General features: G+C 66.2%; 17 protein-coding genes. 5 read left to right on the top strand and 12 right to left on the bottom strand.

Annotated elements, in window-relative coordinates; translation table 11 throughout:
- Positions 1–37: 37 nt before the first annotated feature.
- The 3 genes from B7X32_RS05025 to B7X32_RS05015 all read left to right on the top strand — a co-directional run bounded on the left by B7X32_RS05025 (position 38) and on the right by B7X32_RS05015 (position 3,980).
- Positions 38–3,397 carry a helicase-related protein gene (locus tag B7X32_RS05025; RefSeq protein ID WP_292716942.1) on the top strand — a complete coding sequence of 1,120 codons (3,360 nt, stop codon included), beginning with the start codon at positions 38–40 and terminating at the stop codon, positions 3,395–3,397.
- A 23-nt stretch (positions 3,398–3,420) separates the two neighbouring features.
- Positions 3,421–3,582, top strand: a complete 162-nt coding sequence (locus B7X32_RS05020) for a hypothetical protein (protein ID WP_292716939.1) — start codon at positions 3,421–3,423, stop codon at positions 3,580–3,582.
- A 212-nt stretch (positions 3,583–3,794) separates the two neighbouring features.
- The gene (locus tag B7X32_RS05015; protein WP_292716938.1) at positions 3,795–3,980 is read left to right on the top strand and encodes a hypothetical protein; all 186 of its coding nucleotides are present in this window, start codon (positions 3,795–3,797) and stop codon (positions 3,978–3,980) included.
- Between the two features lie 5 nt (positions 3,981–3,985).
- Here B7X32_RS05015 and B7X32_RS05010 read toward each other — a convergent pair whose 3' ends face one another.
- The 4 genes from B7X32_RS05010 to B7X32_RS04995 form a co-directional block, all read right to left on the bottom strand.
- Positions 3,986–6,106: a helicase C-terminal domain-containing protein gene (locus B7X32_RS05010; RefSeq protein WP_292716937.1), complete on the bottom strand. Its 2,121-nt coding sequence runs from the start codon at positions 6,104–6,106 to the stop codon at positions 3,986–3,988.
- Between the two features lie 22 nt (positions 6,107–6,128).
- On the bottom strand, positions 6,129–6,539 hold the full coding sequence (locus tag B7X32_RS05005; RefSeq protein WP_292716935.1) for a hypothetical protein: 411 nt from the start codon (positions 6,537–6,539) through the stop codon (positions 6,129–6,131).
- A 122-nt stretch (positions 6,540–6,661) separates the two neighbouring features.
- Entirely contained in the window at positions 6,662–9,391 is a 2,730-nt protein-coding gene (locus B7X32_RS05000; protein ID WP_292716934.1) for a hypothetical protein, read from the bottom strand.
- A gap of 402 nt (positions 9,392–9,793) precedes the next feature.
- The gene (locus B7X32_RS04995) at positions 9,794–11,035 is read right to left on the bottom strand and encodes a hypothetical protein (RefSeq protein WP_292716933.1); all 1,242 of its coding nucleotides are present in this window, start codon (positions 11,033–11,035) and stop codon (positions 9,794–9,796) included.
- Positions 11,036–11,187: 152 nt separating this feature from the next.
- Between B7X32_RS04995 and B7X32_RS04990 the strand changes: the two genes are divergently transcribed.
- Both B7X32_RS04990 and B7X32_RS04985 read left to right on the top strand, forming a co-directional pair.
- Positions 11,188–11,664: a hypothetical protein gene (locus B7X32_RS04990; protein WP_292716931.1), complete on the top strand. Its 477-nt coding sequence runs from the start codon at positions 11,188–11,190 to the stop codon at positions 11,662–11,664.
- A 48-nt stretch (positions 11,665–11,712) separates the two neighbouring features.
- Positions 11,713–12,732 carry a TIR domain-containing protein gene (locus tag B7X32_RS04985; RefSeq protein WP_292716929.1) on the top strand — a complete coding sequence of 340 codons (1,020 nt, stop codon included), beginning with the start codon at positions 11,713–11,715 and terminating at the stop codon, positions 12,730–12,732.
- Positions 12,733–12,817: 85 nt separating this feature from the next.
- Here B7X32_RS04985 and B7X32_RS04980 read toward each other — a convergent pair whose 3' ends face one another.
- The 8 genes from B7X32_RS04980 to B7X32_RS04945 all read right to left on the bottom strand — a co-directional run bounded on the left by B7X32_RS04980 (position 12,818) and on the right by B7X32_RS04945 (position 25,108).
- Positions 12,818–14,569: a hypothetical protein gene (locus tag B7X32_RS04980; protein WP_292716926.1), complete on the bottom strand. Its 1,752-nt coding sequence runs from the start codon at positions 14,567–14,569 to the stop codon at positions 12,818–12,820.
- Positions 14,570–14,635: 66 nt separating this feature from the next.
- The gene (locus tag B7X32_RS04975; RefSeq protein ID WP_292716924.1) at positions 14,636–16,015 is read right to left on the bottom strand and encodes a hypothetical protein; all 1,380 of its coding nucleotides are present in this window, start codon (positions 16,013–16,015) and stop codon (positions 14,636–14,638) included.
- A gap of 122 nt (positions 16,016–16,137) precedes the next feature.
- Positions 16,138–18,642, bottom strand: a complete 2,505-nt coding sequence (locus tag B7X32_RS04970) for an ATP-binding protein (RefSeq protein WP_292716921.1) — start codon at positions 18,640–18,642, stop codon at positions 16,138–16,140.
- Positions 18,639–19,661, bottom strand: a complete 1,023-nt coding sequence (locus B7X32_RS04965; RefSeq protein WP_292716920.1) for a hypothetical protein — start codon at positions 19,659–19,661, stop codon at positions 18,639–18,641. Before B7X32_RS04965 ends, B7X32_RS04970 begins: the two co-directional genes overlap by 4 nt.
- A 37-nt stretch (positions 19,662–19,698) precedes the next feature.
- Positions 19,699–20,028 (bottom strand): hypothetical protein, encoded by a 330-nt coding sequence (locus B7X32_RS04960; RefSeq protein WP_292716917.1) that lies wholly within the window; start codon positions 20,026–20,028, stop codon positions 19,699–19,701.
- Positions 20,025–20,603 (bottom strand): hypothetical protein, encoded by a 579-nt coding sequence (locus B7X32_RS04955; RefSeq protein ID WP_292716914.1) that lies wholly within the window; start codon positions 20,601–20,603, stop codon positions 20,025–20,027. The genes B7X32_RS04960 and B7X32_RS04955 overlap by 4 nt, the downstream gene beginning before the upstream one ends.
- A gap of 95 nt (positions 20,604–20,698) precedes the next feature.
- Positions 20,699–21,481, bottom strand: a complete 783-nt coding sequence (locus B7X32_RS04950; RefSeq protein WP_292716911.1) for a metal-dependent hydrolase — start codon at positions 21,479–21,481, stop codon at positions 20,699–20,701.
- Positions 21,482–21,502: 21 nt separating this feature from the next.
- On the bottom strand, positions 21,503–25,108 hold the full coding sequence (locus tag B7X32_RS04945) for an FtsK/SpoIIIE domain-containing protein (RefSeq protein WP_292716908.1): 3,606 nt from the start codon (positions 25,106–25,108) through the stop codon (positions 21,503–21,505).
- Positions 25,109–25,140: the final 32 nt, after the last annotated feature.

The raw sequence follows: 25,140 nt of genomic DNA, 5'->3' as shown, positions 1-25,140 counted from the left end.
CTCCCACTACACGGCGTATGTCGCAAAGTTCGGGGCATTGAACCGTGGCACGCTCGTCGAAGGTCGCCCTGATGAGGAGACCGGACTTCCGGCGCTGTCCTGGCGGAACCCGCCCATGGGAGGCTTCCGGAAAGACCCGGACTCCGCGCTCGTCATGGCGTTGGAGACGTTCTCGCAGGACACCGGCCAAGCCCAGCCAGCGCCCATCCTGCTGCACCGGGTGAACATCCGACCTGAACCCGTCGCCCACGCCGACACACCCGCGGAAGCCCTCAGCATCTGCCTGGGCGAGACGGGACGTGTCGACCTGGACCGCATCGGTGGACTGCTGCGCACTGGAGACCCGCGCGGTGCGCTCGGCGACCTGGTGTTCGATGACGGAATCGAGCTCGTCCCCGCAACCGAGTACCTCTCCGGGAACGTGCGCGCGAAACTGGCGGACGCCGAAACGCGAGGTGACGGGCGTGCGGCTGCCGCGTTGCGCGTGGTTGTCCCCGCCGACCTTGGCCCCCTGGACGTACGAATCGACCTCGGCTCCCCGCTAGTGAGCACGGCAGACCTCACCCAGTTCGTCTCCGAAGTGTTCGGGTCGTACGCGAGCGTCCACCACACACCTGTGACCGGCCACTGGGAGGTCAGCGGCGGTCGCCCTTCAGCGCAGGCCGCCGTGGATTACGGCACCCCCGATGTGAGCCCGACCCAGCTTCTGCAGGACGCCCTCAACTCGCGTGTGCCGGAGGTCACCGACCAGGTCTGGAACAGCGAACGGGGCCGCTGGGACAACGTGCGCAACTTCCAGAAGTCTGCAGCAGCAGCGGAGAAAGTGGAGGTCATCCGCACCCGGTTTCGCTCCTGGGTGTTCGAGGACGGAACTCGCGCCGAGCGAATCTTGCGCACCTACAACGACCTGTTCAACGCGTACGTGCCCCGCACCTACTCGGGTGCCGGCCTCACCTTCCCCGGCCTCTCCCCGGACGTGACCCCGTGGCCTCACCAGCGTGCGGCAGTGGAACGCATCGTCAGCAGTCCACGGACCCTCCTCGCTCACCCGGTCGGGGCTGGGAAGACACTCGAGATGCTGATGGGTGCGCGCACCCTGAAGCAGTTCGGTCTTGCGAACAAGCCGCTCATCGTGGTTCCCAACCACCTGCTTGAGCAGGTCGCAAGGGAAGCGCACCAGGCGTTTCCCGCCGGGCTGTTCCTCATCGCCACCAAGGATGACCTCGCCCGCGGTGCGCGGCGGCTGTTCGCGGCACGGTGCGCGACCGGTGAATGGGATGCCGTCATCATGACGCACGCCGCGTTCGGGGCCATCCCCGTACACCCGGACAGTGAGCGTTCGTGGCTCGGCTCTCAGAAGATGCAGTTGCGGACGGCTCTGATGAGCGCGAACGGGAACGCCGGCCCGAAAGCCATCGCCCGCGCCATCCGCGGGTTGGAGGGACGTATCGGCAAGCTGCGCTCAGGGGTTGCCGACGCTGACACCATCTGGTTCGAGCAGCTGGGCGTCGACTACATCATGGTGGACGAAGCTCACCTGTACCGCCGCCTGTCAACGAACAGCACCTCCCGCGACAACGGAATGGGGGCGGGAGCCTCGAAACGGGCCACCGACCTGCTGCTGAAGGTGGAAACCTTGGCCGCTCGCCGACCTGTTGGCGCCCCGGTGTGCGCGCTCTTCACCGGCACGCCCTGGTCGAACACGCTCGCCGAGACATGGGTGTGGCAACGGTACCTGCAGCCGGATGCGCTGGAAAGCCTGGACCTTCTCTCCTTCGACGCCTGGACGGCGATGTTCGTCGATTACGCCACGAACATCGAAGTGGCCCCTGACGGAGCGAGCTTCCGCATGCAACGGCGTCCGGTCGGGATTGTGAACACCCCCGAGCTCAAAGCGATGCTCGCCGAGGTCGCCGACATCCTCGACCCCGCGGAACTCGGCCTGAAGGTTCCGTCCCATGAAGTCCGCACCGAAGTTGTGGCGCCCACGCCAGGGCAGCGAGCTTTCGTGCAGGACCTCGCCGTGCGTGCTGAGAACATCCGGCAGAAGACCGCCGACAAACGCGGAACCCGCCGAGGTGAGGTCGTTGACGACTCGATGCTCCTGGTCTGCAACGACGGCCGGAAAGTCGCCCTCGACCCCTGCCTCGTTGGCCTGGAGGAGGCATCCGCGAAGCTCACACGTACCGCCGAGCTCATCGCGGAGGCTTACCACGAGAACGCCGCACGCACATTCCCCGGCTCGCGCACCCCGGGTGCCTTCCAACTCGCGTTCCTGGACCTGGGGACACCGAAGCCCGGCTCTGCCAGCAGCTACGGTCGTCTGCGCCGCGAGGTCGTCGCCCGCGGCGTGCCGGCGCACAAGGTCCGGTTCGTGCATGAGGCCACCACCGACAAAGCGCGTGCGGCTCTGTTCGCCTCCTGCCGGGACGGTGACGTGGCACTCCTCATCGCCTCCACCAGCAAAGCCGGCATGGGAACGAACGTGCAGTCCCGCCTCACGCACCTCTGGCACGTGGACGCTCCCTGGCTGCCGTCCGAGGTCATCCAACGTGAGGGACGCGCTATCCGCCACGGCAACCACGCCGAGCACGTGAAGGTGACGCGCATGGTCAGCGAGGGCACCTTCGACGCCTACACCTGGCAGGCGCTGGAGCGGAAGAGCCGGTCCTTCGACGCTCTGTACGCGACCCGAGCTTCGGCCCGGAACATCGACGACATCTCCGCGGCAACCATGTCATACGGTGAGGTGAAAGCGCTCGCGTCGGGGAACCCTCTGCTGCTGGAGCAGGCGAACGCGAACTCGGCCCTTGCCCGCCTGCAGCTGATGAAGGCCGTGCACATGCAGTCGGTCCGGAAAGCGGAAGCGGAAGCCGACAGCTTTGACGCCCGCGCCGCCAACCTGGAACGCCGCACCGGGCACCTCCGTGAGGCACTGCCGGACGTGACCGACGATGCGAGTGTCGCGCGCTTGGAGCGGGTCGTCGCCCACCACAAGGCACGGGAGCGCGGCTACCCACCGCGGGCACCCTGGCGCGGTCTTGACGTCAGCCTGTCCGAGGACGCCGGAAAGCGCATCTCTGAGGTAACCCTCTCGCATCACTACCGGACCCTGCACACCGTCGCGATAGCTCCGGCGCTCGCCCGCCGAACGCCTCAGGTCATCGCCGAGTACATCGCTGAGACCGCGAACCGTTTCGTCGACACCATGGCGTTGCACATCGAACGAAACACCGCGGAGGCCGAACGCCTGCGAGGCAAGGCCGACGAAGCCCGATACACCGCCGCCACCACCGTCTTCCCGGACGAGGCAGCGCTGTTGGATGCAGCCGCGGCCGTTGGCCGCATCGACGCGCTCATCGCCGCCGAGGCGTCCCCGGAACCAGTCGCGGTGTGACCGGCATGGGGTACATGACACGCATGAGCGATTTCAACGAGTCCACTGTCCGCCGCGACGCCGCCGGACGGTTCGACGGCAAGGAGCACAGCGCGCCCGAGGCGACCTTCGCTGCACAGTACGTTGACGGGGCACGAACGGACGGCGTCGACCGCGTCTACACCGACGGCGCCCCGCAGCCCTGAGCGGAGCGGCACCCGGACCATGTCTTCGACCATGACACCGAACGTTGGGAGGTCCCCGTCGCGGCCGAGGGCGGTGCGCCCGGGAAGCCTTCGGCCGCTGCGTTGCGGGATGCCGGCCCCGAGGTCCTCGACGACGGGCCTGACGGACGGTTCACCGTCGAAGTCCGTTAGCCCGTCGCCGCGAACCCGCGACCGCCGCGCATGACAACACCGTGAGCTTCAACAGCACGCCCCTCCGCGGTGACATCTTTCAGACGCCGGCCGGGACCGTCTTCACCGTCCGGCAGCGCCGAAAGCGCGCCTCCGGGGTCATCGAAGTGCTGCTCGTTTCCTTGAACGGCGCATCACGATGGGTCGACACGGTAGACCTCGCCGAGAAGTACACGCCGGTCGAGTAGCACCGTCACGGCGTACGAGACCGCAGGTACTCCGTCGCATCCGCCAGCTCGGTGAAACGGCCTCCGAACGCGTACAGCGGCTTCATGTACGCCTTCCGGGCGGGCTCCGGGTAGGACGGGAACGCCCCGCGCGGGTACTTCAGCAGGCGCGGGTCCAGGCAGGCAAACACCCCGCGGTCGCTTTTTGCACGCACCAGGCGACCTTTCGCTTGCTCCTCCAGCAGCGCGGCGTCAGCGACGTAGACGAAGTTCGCCGCCGCCCACCGGTCCAACCCGCGTTCCATCAAGGACTCCACACGTGCATCGTCGATGGGGTTCCCAGGCTTGCGGGGGATACGGTCCAACACCACCAGAGAGCACGTCTCACCGGGGGCGTCAATGCCCGTCATCATGCTGCGAGTGCCGACAAGCACCGAGGAGTGGTCTTCCCTCCAGACGCTCACCACGCTCGCGGCGTCAGCGTCCCACTGGGAATGCACCGTCAGGTTCGTGCGCTCCCGGAGCGCTTTCACGTACGCCTGCCCAGCCTTCGCTGTCGCCGCCAGAATCAGCGCTGACCCGCCGTTGGCGCTCGTCAGCTCCACAATCTGCCCAGTCGCCCACAGTGCGTGCCTGGACGTGTCGAAGCGACCGCTGGTGAGCAGCGCGTCGCGGTGGGTGATGCCTGACGGGATGTAGAGGGCTGAACGTTCGTGAGCTTCAGTGAACGGTGACTCGTACTCGACGGTCTGAGCGGCGATGCCGACCTGCACCGGGAAACCGGTGGGGAGCGTCGCCGAAACGCACGCGACCCCCAGGGCTACCGGGGCACCGGTGAGCTCGTCCGTGCGAGTGAACAGGTTGTGCCGGAGCTTCATTGCCACATCGACGGGGGAGGACTTCGCCGCCACACCCCAGTCACCGCTTTCGAGGTACCGCGCTTCGCCGGACCGGTGCTGGGATACGGATGCGACCGCGGCGCAGAAGTCGTTGACGACACCTTCGGCGCGCATGGCGGCCAGGGCGGTGCGCCCATTCACGGACGCCTTGCTGCCCGCAATCGCCTTCCCGGCTTTCCGGGCCCACGCGGGAAGGACGTCGCTGAGGGTGCCCAACGGGTTCTCGTCCTCTTGGAGACGCAGCTGCTCATCACGGCCCAGCGTGCCACGCAGGGCGTTGCTGAGTGCGTCCGCAAGCTGTCGCCCCTCGTGCGCGAACACCGCCTGTTCGTCGGCGGCCATCACGCCTTTGAGGGCTCGGCTCACCCCGTGAACACGGGAGGCGGATACCTCCGCAGCACCTTGCTTGCGGACCTCGTCCGGCAGGGCGTGGGCTTCATCGACAAGGATGTGATGGAAGACTCCGTAGTTGATGTTGCCGCTGACGACCGGAACACCTTTCGCAGCCTGAATGGCGAGGAGGGTGTGGTTCACGACGACGATGTCAGCTTCGGCGACCCGTTCGCGGGCGCTGACGACCTTGGGTGTCAGCCAGTAGTCGTCGGCTCCGGTCGCTTCCGCCGAGGTCGCCGAGACATGCGCCCATTCCGCTGTCGTGAAGGTGAGGCCGCAGGAGTGTCGGTCACCGGGGGCATCAGGCGCCTGGTATTGCAGAAGGCCCCAGAGGACGAGAGAGCGGAGCAACCGCCAGTCCGCGCCCTGCAAGTCCTGGTCGTTCACCCGCGACCGGGATGCCTTCTGCACGGAGGTGATGAGCGCGTCAACGCTGTGCGGCTCATCCTCCAGCCCGGCGAGGAGGCAGCCGGCCGCAATCAGCTTGCGGGGGTCGAGGTAGTTGTTCGTGCCTTTCAGGACGGCGACGCCGAGGTCCACCCCGGCGAGCTCGCGGACAGCCTGCTGCATCACAGGTGCGTCCTTCTCCAGCACCTGCTTCTGCAGGCTGAGCGACTCGGTGCTGATGAGCACACGCTCGCCGTTGAGGCACCGCTCTGCGGCGGCAGAGAGGAGCGCGAGGGCTTTCCCAGACCCGGTTGGCAGTTGCAGGGAGGCAGCCTCGTACTCACGCAGCGCCGCTGAGATACGGCGGGTTCCATCCACCTGCATCTCACGGGCTTCGGCGTTCCCGTTCGTGATGATGTGGACGGAACGGGCAAGGACGTCGAGGGCGGATGAGGGGGCGCGGGTCATGAATGGCCTATGCGCGCCGAGGTCAGCCTCGCAACTGCATGAGGCAGAAGATGAGCAGGAGTTGAGCGGCCGCGAACAGCAGGGGCAGAACGACATCGAAACGGCGGTAGGAAGGCGTCCCCGTCGCAGGGAAGGCCTTCCGGACTCGCCGGCGGACCAGAATCCCTCGCACGCTCGCGTAGCGGTCGAGGGTGAGCCCGGAGCCTTCGCGGCCGCGCGTGTCGAACGTCTCGCCGAGCCGACCGGCTGTGAACTCGATGGTTGCGGTCTCACGGGCGATGAACGGCATGAACACGCTGAGGCTGACTGTGGCGCTCAGGACGGCTAAGAGCACGAGCGGGTCACCGAACCCGAAGCCGAGGAGCATGACGTTTGCCACGAAGAACACGGACATGACGAGGGTGTGCGCGAGACGCGCCAGGGATGCGTTCATACGACTCCTATGCGTGCGTGCGTGCGTAGGGGCAGGGGGCAGCGAGAAGGCCCCGGAGTACTCTCCGAGGCCTTCTCTGGGGGGATGTTCAGGCTCCCGCGCCCGCGGACCTGAACACCGGCTTACTCGACGTCAGGCTTACCCTCGACGTCCGCCGCAGCAACCGCAGCCACGGAAGCCGACTTGCGGTTCCGGTAGATGAGGTAGCTGACAGCACCGGCAATCACGAGCAGCAGCGCGCCGCCGCCGATGTAGAACGGCGTGTAGTCGATGGCTCCGCCGGTGGCGAGGACCTTCTTGCCCTGCAGGCCTGCGGTCTCGTTCTGGTCACCGCACTCACCGTGGCTGACCAGGCGGCCGTCCTTGTCGTAGAGCTTCTCGACGAAGTACAGCTGCTTGGACGGGTCGCCGTTGTAGACGTAGCCCTGCGTGGTCTTGAGCTCCAGCGGCTTCTCGGCCGTGTACAGCCCGCCCTCGAGGTTGTCCGCGACAGGGAGAGTGGCGACGGCAGCCTCGCAGACCGGGGCAGCGCCCTTGTCGGTGAGGAACACGTCGACCTCGCTCTTGCCGCCTTCGGGCACCCAACCGACAGCCTTCACGGTGTCGTTCACGGCGATGCCGTTCTCGACATCGGTGATGTTGGAGCCGTCAGTAACAGCCTTGGTGGTGACATCGACGACGAACGACGTCTCCGTGAGGATGCCGCACTCGCCGGCCTTGATGAGCTCCGGCTTCTTGCCTTCGCCGGGGTTCGACCACAGCTTCTCGACCCACAGAACCTTGGCGTAGTCGTCGACCTTCACGTCAGCGGACGGGTAGGACCCGGTCTTAGTGACGATGGTAGGCGTCTTCGTGCCGTCGTAGAGGCGGTTCTTGTCGGTGCAGACCCAGGACAGGTCGCCGGCTTTGGTGCCCGCAGGAGCGTCAACAACCTTCTTGCCGGTGCCGTCGTCCTTAGTCGGGACGGTGTAGGCCTCGAACGTCAGCTGTGCGCCGCCGTCCGGGAGAGTGTCCCCGACGATAGCGGTGTCCTTGATGACGCCACCCTTCTTCGTACCGGGCTGAGCCTGCGTCTTCACGCTGGGCTGCAGGATGTCCTGCATCTCAGTCGGGACGCCGAAGTCGTCCTTCCACGCCTTCACCAGGTTTGGGTTCTCCTGGTCCTGCGGGCGAATCTCCCACTGCCAGACAATCTTGCCCTCGCCGGTCGCCGGTGCCTTCACACCGTCCGGAATCTCGAGCTTGCCAGGAGAGGTCGCGGTGACGTCCACAGAGCCGAGAGGCTTCGCGTAGGACGGCACATCCTGAGACGGCTTGATGCCACCCTCGGGGATGTCAGCCTTGGGCACGTAGTAGGCGGTGCCGTGGAACTTGACCGGGTTGTTCTTGCCTGGGCCGCTCTCGCCGCCCTGCAGCCACATGCCGTTCGCGGAGACAGTCAGGGTGTCCTTCGCGACCTCGCTGAGCGCCACAGCAGGCTTGGTCACCTGCGACACCGCGGAGATGTCCGACGGGACCACACTCGACTCGTTCTTCGCACCGAACTTGTCGGTGAAGTTGTACGGGCTCGGGATGTAGTTCTGCGTTCCCGCGTCCTGCGCGCTGGAGTCGATGGCCCAGACGTAGGTGTACCAGCCCGGGGTCGTCGCCTTGTCCTGTGAGGTGACCGAGTACGGCACGGTCGGGCCCGTCGCGAGGTCAGTGGTGACCTCCATATGGCCGGCGACCGGGGCATCCGCGGGAGGTGTGTCCAGCGGGTTGGCCGCCGGGTCGCTCGCGAACCCACCGTAGACGGTGCCCGTCGCGTGAACGGGGGCGTAGTTACCCTTCGACGACTTGAACCAGTCGTTGTTGAGCCCGGTGGCGTCCGCGACCGTCGAGAAGTTCACGATGTCGCTGAACGCGTCGCCGACGTTCAGGTAGCGGGTGGCCGTTGTCGTCAGCACCGGCTGAAACTTCACGGAACGGTCGGTCGGGTCCGAACCGTTGACGTGGAAGTTCGACTGGCCCGGCTGGGAGCCGATGGCGCGCGCGGTGCGCTGGACACCCCCGCCGTAGTCGAGGATGCGGAGTTCGCCTGGCCAGACGTCACCGGCACCAACCTGGAAGTCGCCCTCGCCGGAAATCTTGTACGGGGCGCCATCCTCGGTCGGAGGCACACCGTGGACCGCGTAGGCGGTGCCCTCGGTCGCGCCCGTGAGGGTGTTCGTACCCGTCAGGTCGAACACGCCGTTAGTGAGCGTGATGGTGCCAACCGCTCCGGCCGAGCCCACCATGGTCACGGTGCCGACATAGTTGTTCTGCGGGTTGACGTCGAAGCTGAGCGTGCCCGACCCACCCGAGACGGGGGCGCCACCGATGGTGATGCCCTGCGACTGCTGCCACATGCTCGTGGCGAGGGCGTCGACGTTCGCATTGCCGCCCGTGTAGCTGAGCGACTCACCCAGCCCACCCGTCTTCAGGTAGGCGTCCATTGCGACGTAGGCTGCGGCTGCCGTCTCCGGGTCGCCCGAGTCGCCCCAGGTGCTGAGGATGTAGTTCATGCGGCCAAGGTCGTCCGCGTTGGCGTCCTTGGAGTTCGTGACCGCCGGGTTTGCCGGCAGGTAGCTCACGACGTTGTCGGCGATGGGGTTCATGCCCATCGGGACATCCAGTGAGCTGTCGACGCAGAAGACGTTGCCATAGCCGTCCTGCACGAGCGCACCGATGAAGCCGTATGTGCCCTGAATACCGGGGCCAACTCCCACGGCCTGGGCGGCAGGGGCAGTGATGATGCCTCCCGCGCCGACGACCGCGAGGACGCCCACAGCGGACGCGAGCCTCACCCCGCGAGTCTTGTTCTTGTCCTTCATGTGCCTGTCTCTCTCCTTGTCGAGCACCAGTCCGTCAGTACCCTGCAAAAACACGCCACCCAGCGGCATGCTCAGCGGGGCGGACCTGGGTTCGGTGCTCCTGACACCGGCCGAGCGGGGTGCTGAGCGCGCTGGGGGATTGCGCTCGGACACCCCGCTCGCTCTGGGGAGGAGACAGGACCTGGGTCCGCACGAAGTACCCTGCAAAAACACCCCCGTAAACGGCATGCGCGAGCGCAGAGGCGGCAGGTTTTAGGGGTCAGGCGTCGCCGTTCAGTGCAGCAGGCCGCGCATGAACCGGGTATGACGCAGACACGAAACGGGGCCTCGAGAAATCAATCTCGAGGCCCCGTTTCTGTTGCGCGAGGGTCGCTCACTCAGGAAGAGGGGAAGCAGGCAGTGTCACCAGCCTCCGGTGCACTCCCAGCTGACGCCCCAGCCGTAGCCGGGGACCTCGTACACGTTGTGCGAGCTCGCCGAATCCGGGTAGCGGATGACGCTTCCGTAGCTGGCCTCCTGGGAGCCGGGCTCGCATGCGCCACCCTTGGTACCGACGTTCGCCGGGGCCCAGTTGCTGCCGCCACCGGTGCTTCCGCCACCAGTGCTTCCGCCACCGCCGGTGCTACCGCCGCCGCCAGAGTTGCCGCCGCCACCGGAACCGCCGCTCCAACCGCCGCCATCGGAGCCACCGCCGCCGCTCCAACCGCTGTCCGAACTGCCGCCGTCGCCACCACTCCAGCTGTCGTCCGAATAGCCGCCGTCGCCACTACCGCCGCCGCCGTTCGCGGCTTCCTCCTGAGCCTGCTGCTGCTGACGAGCGGCCTCAGCCGCCTGCGCCTGCTCAGCTGCCACGGCAGCATCCTGAGCAACCGACGCAGCCGCCACCGCCGATGCGTACGTGGTGAGCGCCTTGACGCGCGCAGGTGTGTCGCTCAACTTGCCCTTGAGGGCCGTTACCGCAGCAGTCAGCGCTGCACTCTGCGTCGGCGCCTTCGGGTACGCGGAGACCAGGGTTGCGCCCTTCGTCTGAGCGCCCTTCACGAGCGCCTCGATGTCATCGGACAGCTTCTTCGACACCGCTTCGATGGCGTCCTTGTTGGCGGTGTACTTCTTGATGTCGGCGTTGAGGGCGTCCGTGGCCTTCTTGTTCGCGGCCGTGCCCGCCTGCAAGCGCGTCACGTCATCGCCGGTCTCGTCCTTGATGCTGACCGGCGTCGCCGTCAGCTTGGTGAGGGTCGGGTGCTTCGCATCGATACCGAGCGCCTTCTGCATGGCGATGATGTCGGCGCTGAGCGTCGTGAGGGGCTTCGCGTCAGCGACAAGGCTCGCAGTGAGCTTCGAGCTCATCGCCCCATACGACGTCACGTCCTTGGCCGCCTGTTCGCGAGCCGAGTTCAGCTCGGCAAGCGTCTTGTCACGGGTCGCAGACGCCGCGTTACCGGCCTTCACGGACGCATCCTCGGCCGATGCAGCGCTGGCGACAGTAGAGGCGTGGGCAATTGCAGGGGCGGCGGTGACGGTACCGCCGACCACGACAGCAGCGGCGACGGCAATGGCAATCCATGCCTTCCTGCTGAAGCGCTTCGGCTTGACAGCGACGGCATCCGTTGCCGTGCTATCGGGAGTGCTGCTGGGGGTGGTCATGGTGTCCTCCGGGGAAGATGTTCGAGTACGACGAGTAACCCGTCTCGCGGGCTGAGACGTACATGCGCGGTCTTCCACAAGCAGGTGCGACATCGCCCAACAGGTGCAAGTGTATCCGTTGGGCATCATGGCGTTTTTGCAGGGTACGAGGCATGACTGCCGTTGTTGTCGAAGGTCCCCTCGCTCAGCCGAAGCACCCGGCGGGGGAGCGCTGGCGGTTCGTCTTCGCATCAGTGGAGAACGTCATCTACGCGGACAGCATCGCCGAGCTCGTCGACGTTCTTCTCCCCGGGCATGCCGAAGCGGACGCCGCGTCACAGCTGGTGAGCCGAGTGGAGATGCTCGAGGTGATTGCCAGCCAACGCCAGGCGCTCATCCTTGCCGACGAAGGCATCGACGGATTCAACGAGGACGAGCTCAACATCATGCTCGCGACGAAGGGTGAGCCCCTCGACATCGACGCATGGAACCCGGCGACGCCGCTGCTGGTGCTGGCAACGAACTACGCGCCGTACACCGACGTCTCCTTGCCGGCGGGCACCGTCATCTGCCTCGACCCGCGCACGGAACTGACATTCATCGCCGCGCTGCAAGCGCTCGGGACTGGCGAACTCTTCGTTTCGGCGTGAGGCTCGGGGTCTGCAGGAGGCTGCACCACCACGCTGTAGATTCTTGCCGTGCCAATCAAAGACTCGCCCCTCAATTCGCTCTACGCCGCGTTCGCCGAGTTCGTCACGGAGAAATGGGATGCGTCCGAATGGATTTCCTTCGGCCAGGAGACCGGGACCCTGGATGAAATCAACGCTCATGACCGACTCCTGCGGTCGCTGAGCTTCGGCGATGATGACTACCCCTTGGCCGTCCGGGAAGTTCTTCCCCGTGTCATCCCCGAGGCAGCAGCGGACAAGACCCTTGCAGCACAAGCTGACGTCGTAGCTGATTTCGCGCCCGAGCTTCCCGCCTTCCGGCTGTCACCGCGAACACGGCGAAGGTTCGAAACGCTCTTGAGAACCCTCCACGAGGCTGGACTCGTGCCTGAACTCTGGGAAGTCGATGCCGCACAGGTTTGGGAGAGCGCGGGTGGGCAGCAGAAGGCTGGCGCCATCACACGGGACCAAGCGGTGCCGCCGCAGGAGGGCAAGGGCGGGGTTCCGGTTCCGACTGTTCAGCATGAAGCGGCTGCTATTGCGTCTGAGGGTACCGAGGCGACGACGTCAGTAGGTCAAGTTCGGTCACCAAGCGTGTCACCGTCCGGCGAAGATGACTCGCCAGCCGCGAACGTCTTTCTCGTGCATGGGCGAGACGCCCCCATGGTGAACAAAGTTCAGGTGCGCGTACACGAGATGACCGGCCTGATGCCGGTGTCGCTCGCTGACCAGGTCAGCGGCGGTGACACGGTCATTGAGAAGTTCGAACGCTACGCCGCCGATTCCAGCGTCGCCTTGATACTGCTGACGCCTGATGACTTCGGAGGAGTCGCTGGCGAGACGTCACAGCCTCGCGCGAGACAAAATGTCGTGTTCGAGTTCGGTTACTTTGTTGCGAAGCTCGGGCGCAAGAAAGTCATCGCACTCAACGACGGCGTGGAGCTTCCCTCGGACCTCGCAGGCGTCGTGTACGTCTCGCTTCACACGACCAACTGGATGACGACATTGCGCAAAGAGCTTCGCGCGGCAGGCGTGCCCATCATCGACTGAGCATTGTGGGCTCCGGTGGGTCAGCGCAAACCCTCGCTGGCCTGCTACTCAGCGGGCTATTGCTTTGCCCGGGCCATCGCTTTGCTCACGGCTTGACTGCGACGGTAGACGAATGGCGGGCAGCATTGGCCCGCGCGAAGCCCGAGAGAGGCTTCCCCGTCTCCGGGTCGACCTCCCACTCTTCGAGCGCACGCTTCTGCGCCCCATACTTCGGCTTCTGCTCCTTGAGCACCTCGACGGGCTCACCGTCGTCGCCGTCGATGCGGGGGACCAGGCGAGCAATCTGCGCCGCCGTCGGTTCTGGATGCGACGTCTTCGGGAACCCCCGTCGCTCCGCCTCAGCGATGTAGCGCTCCAACGGCGCGTAGTAGCCCTTGAACACCACAGGCTCCTGCCCGTCAAGGTGAGCAAGCCCCACACCTCGGGAGAGCCGGTCGTTCTGCGCGATGTGTGCCGGAACGTCGGGGACCTTCTCCGGTGTCCGGAAAGCGTGTCCCTTCTCCGCCTGAGATGGGTTCACGCCGAGCATCTCCCGGTGTGGCAGGTTGCCTTTCAGCTTTGTGGAGAACCCGTAGCGCTCGTTTGGTTGCTGGGTGAGGTAGTCCACACGGATTCCGGCGGCACGGTAGACGGCGGGGATGGTGGAGAGGGCCGTCGCGAGCAGCTTCGATTCGAGGATGTCCTGTTGCATCTTGACGAACTCCGGGAGCTCCTTCATCTCCTTGGTCAGCCCAGAAGGCAACGGGTCCGCGGTGAGCAACGCCGCAAGCTCATCGGCGACGAGCAGCAACGGCGGGTTCGCGCGGCGAACATCCGCGGGAAGGTCCTGCCATTTCGAAGCGCCGTACTCGGAAAGCAGGGCACCACGACGGGAGCCTTCCTCGGCGACGAGCTTCGCGACGGTGACGGCCTGGGCGACCGAGTCGCACCCCCACATGTGCTCCTTCACGTACGGCTTCGCCCACGCGAAGTCGGTCGCCTTGTCGGAGGTGTTGATAAGCGCGAGCTCCCACCCTCGCGCGAGGGCGCTGAACACAAGGCACTGGGTCCTGACCGATTTTCCGCTTCCCGCCAGCCCGACGGTCAGAGTCCCCACGGCGTCGTCGAAGCTGACCTGAACGGGGATGTTCGGAGCGCCCCGGCCACCAAGTGCGACACCTAGCGGCAGCCTCCAGAGGTCCTCATCCAGCACATTCGGCCGAGGCGGCAAGGACGCGAAATCGAACTCGTAGACCGGCTCGAACGCCGGCGGCTCAGCGGGTACGACTTCGCCTGTCAGCTTCGCCGCGTCACCGGAGAAGTACCAGCCGAACTGCCCCAGAATCTCGGCGACCTCCTGCAACTTGTCGTCATGCTTGCTGGGGACATACGACGGCGGCAAGCCAAGCTCGAACCCACCGCCGGCACGCGGTTTCACCTGCACATCCCACGGCTTCACGCCCAAAGCGGTCGCAACCGCACCGCGGGCACGCCGAGCATCCAGGGTCATCCGCGACAGGGTCGCCGTCCCCAAGTACGGCTCGAACTTCGTCAGGTAGTAGCCGGCGTGCTGCGGGTCGCTCTCCAGTTGCGCCGCGACCTTCTCGCCGTCGGCAGGTTTCGTGCCCGGTTGCAAGGCGACCTCACGGTAGTCACGACGGCTGGTCTTCTTGACCTGCGTCACTGCACTCTGCCGGTACAGGGTCAGCGTGCCCGTGTCCGGGTCGAACGACTGCACCATCCACCCGACGCCCTGCTCGCCGGCGGTGGCGAGCTTGTCGAGAACTGCCTGGACGTGGGCCTTGTTGTTCGCATCGAACCCAGGTCCTGGCTTGATGGGTAGGCGGTCGATAGCCATGGGCGCTCCTTCGGTGAGCGCAGGCAGGCGCGCTCACCGAGTACCCTGCAAAAACGTGCCGGTGGCCTACGCCTCCTCGTGCGCCTTCTGGATGACAGAAGCGACCGCCTGCGCACTCTCAAACGGCGACCCGGGGGCAGCCACAAGCTCGGCTGCGGCAGCATCGAACGCACGCTGGTTGTCCGTTGTCCGCCAGACGTTGAACGCACGCACCGCAGCGTCCACGAGCTTGCCGGTTACCGCCTCACCACCAGCCGCGTGCGCACCCAGGAGCGCCTTCCGGGCAGCGTTTACCGAGGCGCGCGGCAACGGCGAATGGAAGCCGATGCCAGCCAGTACCACGGCGTCCGCAGCGCCGCGGTATGAGCCCATCGCTCCGAGAAGGGCGTACGCATCGTCGGACGTCCACGAACGGAACAGGTCCAGCCACGTGTCGTCGATGTTCAGCTGCTCAGGCGTCGGTGTGCCGGCGATGAGGTCGAAGTACGCCTTCACGGCAGCGGCCGGGAGCGACTTGTCCTGCTCGTAGGCGGCGAGCATGGCCTTCCGCGTTGCCACATCGGGCACGCTGAGGTGCGGGAGCGACAGTGACTTCTGCAGCGCGTACGCCTGCAGGACACGCTTCTCGTGGCCCTTCGCGGTCTCGGTACGCTCACTGATGCGGGTGAGCTCGGAGATGTTCGTCAACGCCGCGTACTGCTCGGAGACATCACCGAGGGAGGTCGCCAGGTCGCCGGTGAGCGCCCCGTGCGTCTGCGCGTACGACTGGGTGACCCCCGTCCACGTCTCCCCGGCAGTGGCGTCAAAAGCGGTGTCCGCGGCAAGCTTCGACGGCATCCGCTTGACGATGTTGAAGATGGTGCCGTGAAGGGTCTTCACCGCCCACCCGACAACATGGGTGCCCGACGCAATCTGCCTGAGGTCCAAGCCCGCTGTTGGGCGAAGCAGGTCATCCGACCGCGCCGGACCCGGGTTCGACAGCACCAGCTGCTCCAGAACCTCCTCCAACCGCATCCGCAGCGCCTCGAACGTGTTCTCGTCCATCGCCCAGGCGTTCTTCTCACGCCAGGTGCGAATGGCGAACCGCACCAGGTCCAGAGCCGGGTCGAGCAGCAGGAACAGAATCTGCCGTTTCGCGTCCACGACCGGGTCCGCGCAGCCGTCGAAGTCCTCCAACTCCAGGTTGCGGAACCCCTGAGGGGAAACGGACTCGCGGGACCTCGGGGCAGTCCGGCTCCACTTCCCATCAGGGTGACGGAACAGGCGCCGTGACGCGCCATACCCGCCGTCCGGGGCATCACCCTCATACGTGAGTCGGATGTCCGCGGTCTCCCAGACGTACGTTGCCCGGTTGCCGGTCTCGGCGAGCACGTCCTCGGCGATGGCTTGGGCGCGTGCGTTGATGGGGTCTGCGGAAACGGAATGCAGGGTTTCGTAAGGCTTCACGTGGGTGTCGTGCGCGGTCGCCTTCGCCCACAAGCGACACAGGCCCAACACCCGCGGAGGTGCTCAAAAGGAGCAGCCGAGGCACTGGGGAGAGGGCGCCTCGGCTGCAGTCAGTGGGAGGCCTAGACGGCCTTCTGCATCCGGAGGGATGCTTGCTTGCGTGCCGCCACCTCGTCCGGTGACGTGCTCGCTTCCCTCAGGAACCGTGGTGGCAAGTCGACCTGCACGGGGGCGAAACGCTGCTTCAGGTCGGCGTAGTAGAACACCGAGCCGCGCAGGTTCCGGCGCTTGACCTCACCGGTGACCGGGTTCTCGGTGGTCTCGAAGAGGGCCTTCAGCGAATCCCAGTTCTGACCTGACCCGCCGGACAGGTACTCGGGCGCGGTCACACGGCGCATGGTGGTGGGGTTCTCGGCCTTGAACAGTTGCAACCCAGCCTGCGCCTCTTCCTCATCAGAGATGTGCCCGATGAGGCCACGAGAGAAGTATCCGCGCAGGCCGAGCTTCAACGGCCCAGACGGGGTCTGCGTCCAGAACACCGGCAGCACCTTCATGGACCGGGCCAGACGCCCGGACTCGTTGAGCTCGTCAGGAGCGGCACGCTCCACCACCCACGCCTCATCCACCTGCAGCAGTCCGCCACGGCCCCGCAACGCCGACATGGAACTGCGCACCAGCATGCGAAGCAGGTTCACCGTCAGACGCATGTTCATGTCCATGTCGAGCGTGTCCACCGCGCCCGTGGAAGGAGGCAGGGACAGGTCGGCGTTGCCTCGCTTGAACAGAGTCATGCCGTCGAAGACCTTCAAGCCCTGTGAGCCGGGAGTCATGCCGAAGGTTGCCCGGAACATCGGGAAGGTGTGCGCGACCTTGAACACATCGGCGACGATGTGCTCGCCGACGATGCCGGCGTCAGCCGCGATACGCAAAGCCTGCCCGGTGACGGTCGCGCCATGTTCAACGCCGTACCTGAGCGCGTTGGCGATGTCAGCCTCATACGTCCGCCGGCGGTCGTCGCCCCACGGGTTCACCCGGAAGAGCATGGACGAGGCCAGCGGAATCCCCATCTGCGGGGTCTCGTAGACGGTCAGCGGGTCGATGCCGCCGTCGCTGGAGGTGAAGTCGTCGAAGCTCACGACACGGCCGTTCACCATGTGTACGACCGGGTCGAGGTCTGAGCCTTCCTTCGGGTCGATGAAGATGTTCGGTCGACCCATCATGGTCGCCTGGAAAGCCAGCCACTGAGCGAGAAGGGTCTTGCCGCCACCGGTCATGGACGACCCCAGCACCAGCGGGGCGGCGTCGCCGGAGCTCGCCGCAACGGGGGAGAGGTACACAGCCTGTTGGTCGGAGGTGAACCCGACGAGCATGCCATCGGAGTCGCCGACGACAGTCAAGTTCGGTAGGCCCGAGTACGCGACGGTTGTGGACGGCAGGTCGTGCAGCGACGGGCTGGACCGCACATTCGAGCACAGCATTGTTTCATGCAGTGCATCCAGCTGCCGGTTCATCATCGAATGCAGTTCGATGCTCGGTGGGGAAAGCTTGGAAGCGTCTTCGTGCACACCCGCGAAACCGACGATGATGCTGGTGTCGACGAGGGTGGGCGGCATCGAGCCCTTGTTCGTGGCGTAGGCCTGCTCGATGGAGTCAACCTCGTTGATGGCCTCCTCCTGCGCCCCACGGTCACGTTTGCCCTGCTCGAGCGCCTCATCGTGGTCGTTGCGCAGGTGCCTGCGCTGGGTGACGAGCTCCTTGCGGGTGACGGTGTCCGGCTCGACCACGCCACGGATGGAGATGACTCGGGCGCCGGAGTCCACAAGGTGAGGCACCCAGCGGGCGCGGGGTTCCTGAACGTCCGTGTACCCGAGGTCGAAACCGCTGACCGTGTAGAACGAGACGGCCATGTGGTCTGCGGTGTCCAGCCACGGCTCACAGTCCTCCACGCCCATGCGCTCGGCGGTTGCGGCAGCCGCCGGTGAGCGGAAGAAGTGCATGTGGTCCGGGTGCTCCATCTGCGGGATGTCGGCGTGGCGTCCGTGGTTGAACCACGCCTCCGCCGCCCGGTAGTCGGCTGCACCCGGCATCTCCAACCCCGCGCGGGCCAGCGCTGAACCAACACGCTCTGCGTCCCGTTCGAAGTCCTCGACACGTGAACCGCCACGCGCGAGGGTCTCCACCATGGAGTCGATGTAGTCCCAGGCGCCCTTCCCGTTTCCGGTCGTAGCCCTCAGCGGGACCGCGAACAGCACCCGACGGTCAAGGACCTCACGGTGACCGAACTCGGCGTTCAGGTAGCCGGCAATTGGCGATGACGGGGGTGCCGAGAACCAGCGTGGGAAGTTCGTGAGCAGAATCTGGAACTGCCGGTAGCTTTTCAGTGCCAGGCGCCGGCTGATGCCACGGTTCGCGGCCATCCCGGCGAGCTCACGGAACGCCGCGTCAATCGGGGCGCCGACCTTCAAAGCGTCCTCGATGCTTTTCGCGTCAACGACCGCGCCCATCGGCACCGTCCGCACCATCCACATCGAGTTGTCGATGCCGGGCACAATCCCGTTCGGGAGAGGCTTGCGGGCGTAGGTCTCCCACTGTGGGGTCTTCGGGATGTCGGTGTTCGCCTTGCTCACCGTGCGGCCTCCGTCGGAGTCGGGGTTGGCGTGGGCGCTGCGGTGCCGACATCACGGCCGGAGACAGCATTCTGGTAGGCCTTCAGCGACGGTCCGGTACCCGCCCCACCCCAGGCGGTCACTCGCGGGGCGGCGGTGTTCGCGGACTCCACGAGCAGGTCGTACGTCATCGGGGACGAGGTGCCCTCCGCCCATGTGATGTTCACGGTGGCGCGGACCAGCAGCGTCTTCGTCTCGATGCCATCGTTGAGGACCTTGCCGGCAGTGTTCGTCACCTGCACGTCTGCGATTTGTGCGCCAGCGAGTGGCATGTAGGCGTGAGCGTCGTTCGGGTCGCCGACCGCGAGACGCAAGTCAGCGGGAGACGCAGTGAACGCCTTCGCCCACGCGGACACCGCATCCTTGACTGGGCCTGACGTTGTTGTCGTCTTGAAGCCCGCCCAGATGGCGGAACTCCACCCGGTCTGCGCGGCTGGCGCGACAGGCAGGAGAGCCGGCGCGCCGACGGCGATAGCGCCAAGCTTCGAGTCCACGCTCACCAGCACGGTCGCGTCGTAGTACAAGGTGGCGTCGCGTCCAGGCACCGCGATGGAGAAATGGTGGAGTTCCCCGGCGTTCGCGCCCGGGTCGCTGCTGCTCTGGGTGACGCCTGCGGCGATGCTGTCGAAACCATCCCAGCTGAGCAGCACCCCGCCGGGGACGGGGCTGGGCTCGGCGCTCATCCACGCTTTCAGGGCTGCAGACGCGACAGCCTTGCCGGTGCTTGAGTTGACGGTCGCACTAGTGACCGCTTTCGGGGCCGGCTTGTTGGACTCCTGAACGAACTGGTTGAGCTGCATGAGCACGCTCGCCGCGGCGAGGAAGAAGAACCCGTAGATGAAGAACTTCCGCCAGAACAACGTCCTCTCGAACCGTGCTTCGGCGGGGGCCTTCTGATTGACTCGGAACGGCGACACCTCCGCCGTGCTGTCGTCAGCAGCCCACACGGCGGATGACTTCGACCTTTTCGCGCGTGCCATCATGCACCCCTCCCGGATAGTGCTCGAGTTGCCGACGTCATGGCCGCACCCCGACGTCGAACAGACCGCCGCTGTCGCCGTTGCGCAACGCCTTCGAGGCCGCGGCTGCCACCGCCATGTCGTTGTCGGTCGTGAGCGCTTCCAGGACGGTCAGGTCCTGACCTACCTCACGTGCGAGCGCGAGGCGCACCGGTACCGACGGGCAGGTGATGAGCGCGTCCTGGCACTCCTGGCAACGCTCGCCCTTCCGCACCACCCTGTTCGAGCAGAGCCCCCACACTTTGTGGCTGCGTCCGACCGGCAGGTAGTCGTCAGGGTCATCCGGTGCCTGCAGGAACCGGAACGAACGGCAACGCGCGCCCATCACGCCACCTGGGCGGCGAGACGGTCCAGAGTGTCGCGCTGCGTGCCCGTCAGTCCGAGGGCTGCTTCCGCGAGTTCCGCTGCAACAGCTTCCGGCTTCGAAGGCGGGGCACCGTTCAGTGCACCCAACGCGACGAGGGTGGCACGAGCACGCCGGGCGACATCGCGGTCCATGCTCATCGCCTCGACCATCGCCGCGAACGGGGAACTCATCTGCGCAAGCGACGCAAGCTCAGCGAGAGGTGTGAGGCCTGCGCGGCCGGCAGTCAGGCGACTGATGGTGACGGCCTCCACGGTGTCGTCCGTGCCGAGGGCTCCGGCGAGAACCCGGCGCGTCTCGGCGTCCATGTCCTGCACGGCGGCATGCTCAGCGAGGACCCGCCGGGCGATGGCAGGGGTGAGCCGGATGGCACGCTGCGCCTTGCGCTTCACGGTCGGACCGTCCGAAACGATGACGTCGTCGACACTGCCCTCCTCAGTAGCGTCCACTTCGTGAGCGTCCGATGGAGCGTCGTAGCTGTCGAAGCTCGCCTCGGTGTCGAAAGCGGCGTCGGTGTTCTCGTTCAGCGGGGTCAGCATCAGGGTGCCTCCTTGTGTGGGCGCGGGTCGCGTTTCTCAGCACTCCGCTGTGGAGGGCCGAGGTTCGTCACCGGGTACCCTGCAAAAACAGGGGTTCACCCCAGGTGCAGGAACGGCAGAAGGCTCAGCGCTGAGACCCCGATGCCGTAGAAGCCGTACAACGTCAGGGGGACGGCAACGACCGACTCCCGCCATGACCCGGTGACGCCGACGATGGGGAGGGCGAAGTACCCGCCCTGCGTCCACAGCGCGTTCAGGAGCGGGAAGTCCTTCCAGGTCTTCGGCGGTCGCACCGGCAAAGGCCACAGGAGCGGGAGCCCTCCAACGGTCAGGAAATCACCAGCCATGTGCGTGACCCAGCCGATGGCTACCGCCCAAGGCAGCCACTCCCATTGCCCGGGCAGGAACAGGGTTATGAGCCCGGCGATGATGATGCCGGTCAGCCACGCGATGCCCCAGCTGCGGACGATGCGGAGCACCTTCATGGCGAACGTCAGCAGGGCTGCCGCCACGGCCCCCGCGATGAAAACCTGCGGGCTTCCGGCGATGGCATGGCCGTGCAAGAGCGGGGTGAGGGTGAACGCCACCATCACAACCAGGATGGCGCTGAGGCCGGAGTGCGTTCCGTGCCGGTGTCCTCCTGATGCTGACCCGATGGCAGAGGTGACGGCTTTTCCGACCACCGGCACGCTGTACGAGATGGTGGCGGACGGGTGGTCAGCGTCGGGGAGGAGTGCCGCCCCGGCAGCGACGACTCCGCCGAGGGCGACGGCCGCAGGCTCGAGAGGCATCACGCCGAAGGATGGGATGAAAGGGGAGGAGGCGGTGAAAGCGACCCAGGCCGCCAACCCCGTTCCCGCATGGTGAACGCCGAGCATGAAGACCCCTATGCGTGCCGCTCAGAAGTCGATGTCGGGAATGACCGGCTTGCCTTTCGTGGTCGGCGGCATGAACCAGTCGTCCTCGTCGCTGGCTGCCGGTGACAGGACAGGTTGTTCGCCCAAGGGGGCGCCGGAGTGCGTAGAGCTCGAACCAGGCCCGGCGGCTGGGTCCTCGTCCGTTCGACGAGTCAGCGGCGTGCTCTCGGGCGCTTCGGACCGCTGCGGTTCAGCGGAGATACTCGGCAGTGGTGCGACGTCGTTCTCATCCGGCTCCGGCGACGTGGTCGGAGCATGGTCGGCGGGGAACGGGCCGTCTAGCGATTCGTCGGAGGTCTCCGCTGAACGAGCGTCCTCGATGTCGAAGTCGACACCGATGTTCTCCAGCGCCGTCTGCAACGTGTCAGCGAACGGCACGCCGATGTCGTCCTCGTCGTGAACGCGATATGGCGCATCCACTCGGTCGACGAACGTGACGGCTTCGACCTCAGGGCGAGAACGCAGGTACGCAACGAGGGCATCCGCGATAGGCAGCCCGGTCACGGGCGCAGCCTCGGGAACCGGGATGTCAGCGCCGAGCAGGAGAGCGCCGGGCGCGGGGGCCGCGCTGACGCGGAGGAACAGGTCGTCCTCGCTATCGGGTGCGGGCAGGCTCGGCACGGAGGGAGCATCGTCTAAGGGCGCGCGCGAAAAGCTAGCAGCCAGGCTGGCGTCGAGTTCGTCTTCAATGCCTGCCCGCTCCGAGAACGACGGAATGTCCGCCAACGCAGGCGCATCCCCGAACGGTGCGGCATCCGCCTCAGAATCGGCAGCGGTGTCCGCCTTGTCGAAGGACCCGAAGTCGAACGACAGGTCGAGCCCGAGCGCCTCCGGGTCCAGCTCAGTCACCTCGTCATCCAGGTCCTCGTCATCGGGGTCGAGAATCTGACCGAACGCGACAGGGGTCTGCGCGGACACCTGAGCCTCGAAGTCGGCGATGTTCAACTGCTCATCCGGACGCAGCACAGGGAGCACAGCGGCGACACGGTCACGCATCTCGTCCTGGCCGCCCGGGGCAAACCAGGCCTGGAAGGCAACAGCGGGGTCGTCGTCGGTCTCCCAGATGCCGCGGCCCTTCGGGATGGAAGGCCCCAGGTCCGGGAGGGCGCTGGAGTCCTTGAATGCGCTGGCGAGGTCACCCCAACTCATCTTGCCGAGCGCGATACGGGCGTAGTTGCTCTTGATGCCGGTGAGGTTGTGGGCCTTCGTGAGGTCGGCTTTGAGGCTCTGCCCGGACAGCAAAAGGGTGATGCCAGCGCTTCGGGCACCGGTCGTGAGAGCTTTCACGGCAGCCGCGACTTTCGCTTGCGCCTGCTTCTCCAGGTTCGACGTGCCCCACTCGGCGACCACATCCGGGTCCGAGGACGCCGGCTCCTTGGAGACCGTAATCGGCTCCATCATCTGGTTGAACTCGTCGATGAACACGTACAGGTGCTGGGGCCGGACGTCAGCGGGAAGGTCACGGTACGACCCGACACCCGCTGCGGCGTTGAGCGCGGCACGGCGCAGCATCTCCGCGCGCACCCACATCATCACCTCGCCGGCAGCGATGAGCTTGTTGTGCCCGATGAACCCCTTCAGCCAGGGCTTCGCGAACGCGAAGTCGGCGCCGCCCTTGATGGTGTCGATGACGATGACGTCCGCGCGCACCAGAGCACCGCAGAGGAACACCTGCAAGCATGAGCTCTTACCCGAACCGGAACCACCGAGAATCAGCTGGTGGGCGATTGCTTTCGGATTGAACCCAATCGTCTTGCCGTCGATGCCGGAAGCGACAGGGATGACCTCCGTCGACGTGTCCAATGTCTCAGCCCACAGCATCGGGGCTGGGAACGGCATCGGGTTGGTCTCGCTGAACTGGATGACCATGCGGGTGGCGTCGTCGGATGCCATGACGTCGATGTACGCGTTGCCGGTAGCGGGCCGGAGCTTCGGGATGAACTCCTTCACCTTCGCGAGGCTCAGCGGGGAGGGGAGCGTGAACTCCGCGCGGGTGACCTTCGGGTTCGATTCCAGCGGGGCGATGCTCAGCATGCGGGGTGCAGAGCCGTCCGCGGCCGTCAGTTTGTTGTCCAGGAAGCCCTGCTCCCAGTCGAGCTCATCGCAGCGGTTCAGGGACACCGGGGAGGCGAACTGCACAGACTCGGCGCGCGGCACGGCGCCCACCAGCATCTCCACCCCATAGTCCCATTCGGTGATGCGCAGCCATGGGACACCGCCCATCGCCAGGCGAATCACCTCCTGCTTCGACTTCACCTCGGCCGCCGTAACCCCGTTGAACAGGCGGACCTTCAACGACCAGACGGCGAGCGGTGAACGCCGAGTCGTCAGGCATTTCGCGTCCACAAGCTCGGGGCGGGCCTTCCGGGTGCTGCTGAACGCGGCGTCGAAGGCCTTGTTGAGAATGCCGGACAGCACCCACTCGGCGGCGCGCGGGTCCCGGACTTCGGCGCCGAACTCCGCCGGAGACAGCGGGACGCTGGACTCGGACCAGATGACGGCGAACCCCTGCGGGAACCGGTCGCCGGGGAGTCCGCCGTTGACGAACCCCCGGGTGAGGCCGGTGAGGGTCACGAAGGGGGCCGCTTTCAGCGTCGAGGACAAGCCGTTGGTGATGTACGGCTCGAAGTAGGACTCCAAGCTCAGCCCCTGCGGGTACAGGAAAGGCTGGAAGGTGAGGGTCGTGCGGGCGTCGAACTGGGCGGTCTGCGTGTGGTCGTACTGCAGAACCGGGGGCTTCGCGTCCTTCTTCAAGACGTCCCGCCAGCGGACACCCCACCGGTCGGTCACCTCGAGCTTCTCGCGCAGCTTCAGCAGGCTCCGGTCGGTGACGCCGTCGAGGTCACCGAAGTACAGGGTGCGGCCATCAGCGAATCCGTCGACCCCCATGGCGTTCAAGATGGCGTTCTCGACGGCACCGGAAAGCTCAGCGGCGTACGCACCCCCACAGCCCTCGCCGACAGGCAGCGGCTCCACCGCAATCAAGTTCGGCGCCGGAGCCCGATACTCGGACGCCACCAGGAACACTGCCGTCTCCACCCGCAAGGCGATGACGTCTGGCGCGGTATCGGCAGCGGTCACGTCAATGTCCGCATCGGACGCCCAGGTGACAACCCTGAAGGTGCTCGGGTGAGCGGTTCCCGGCATCTCCTGCCCCTGTGAGTCCCGGTCAGGCACGGTCAGGGATGCCGACTCCATGCCCGTCCCGATAACTGGGAGTTTCGAATGCAACCCGATGGCTCCTGCGGCCCCAAGGGCGGGAGGTGCAAAGAAGGTGTCCACCGTGAACGGGCCGACAACCTCGTGCGTGAGCATGTGCATGTCCGGCTGCTTCAGCAGAGCCCATCGGCCGTCCCAGGCGGTGCGCGCGGCGACCGTGTCCCGCCACGGCTGCAACGCCGTCTCGCGGAACGCACCATGCAAGCAGGCGGCGGCGGCGACCGCACCGACAGCGACAGGCAGGAGCAGCCATGGCGTCAGCAGGTACAGCACACCGAACGGGAGGGCATCATCGAGGGCGAGCAGGGTGAACAGCACGCCGACAGCAACGACCGCGCCGAGCAGGCCGAAGCCGACGAAGGAGCGCACACCATGCTCGTCTTTCGTGGCCGCGCTGAATG

The organism is Microbacterium sp. 13-71-7 (genome assembly GCF_002257455.1).
Lineage (GTDB): Bacteria > Actinomycetota > Actinomycetes > Actinomycetales > Microbacteriaceae > Microbacterium.
This window is presented reverse-complemented; position numbering and strand designations above follow the sequence as displayed.

Coding starts and splice junctions, on each gene's coding strand:
- B7X32_RS05010 (WP_292716937.1), bottom strand. CDS start 6,106: ATGACCCGCGCCCCCTCATCCGCCCTCGACGTCCTTGCCCGTTCCGTC.
- B7X32_RS04965 (WP_292716920.1), bottom strand. CDS start 19,661: ATGGCACGCGCGAAAAGGTCGAAGTCATCCGCCGTGTGGGCTGCTGAC.
- B7X32_RS04995 (WP_292716933.1), bottom strand. CDS start 11,035: ATGACCACCCCCAGCAGCACTCCCGATAGCACGGCAACGGATGCCGTC.
- B7X32_RS04950 (WP_292716911.1), bottom strand. CDS start 21,481: ATGCTCGGCGTTCACCATGCGGGAACGGGGTTGGCGGCCTGGGTCGCT.
- B7X32_RS05000 (WP_292716934.1), bottom strand. CDS start 9,391: ATGAAGGACAAGAACAAGACTCGCGGGGTGAGGCTCGCGTCCGCTGTG.
- B7X32_RS05020 (WP_292716939.1), top strand. CDS start 3,421: ATGAGCGATTTCAACGAGTCCACTGTCCGCCGCGACGCCGCCGGACGG.
- B7X32_RS04990 (WP_292716931.1), top strand. CDS start 11,188: ATGACTGCCGTTGTTGTCGAAGGTCCCCTCGCTCAGCCGAAGCACCCG.
- B7X32_RS04955 (WP_292716914.1), bottom strand. CDS start 20,603: ATGCTGACCCCGCTGAACGAGAACACCGACGCCGCTTTCGACACCGAG.
- B7X32_RS04980 (WP_292716926.1), bottom strand. CDS start 14,569: ATGGCTATCGACCGCCTACCCATCAAGCCAGGACCTGGGTTCGATGCG.
- B7X32_RS05005 (WP_292716935.1), bottom strand. CDS start 6,539: ATGAACGCATCCCTGGCGCGTCTCGCGCACACCCTCGTCATGTCCGTG.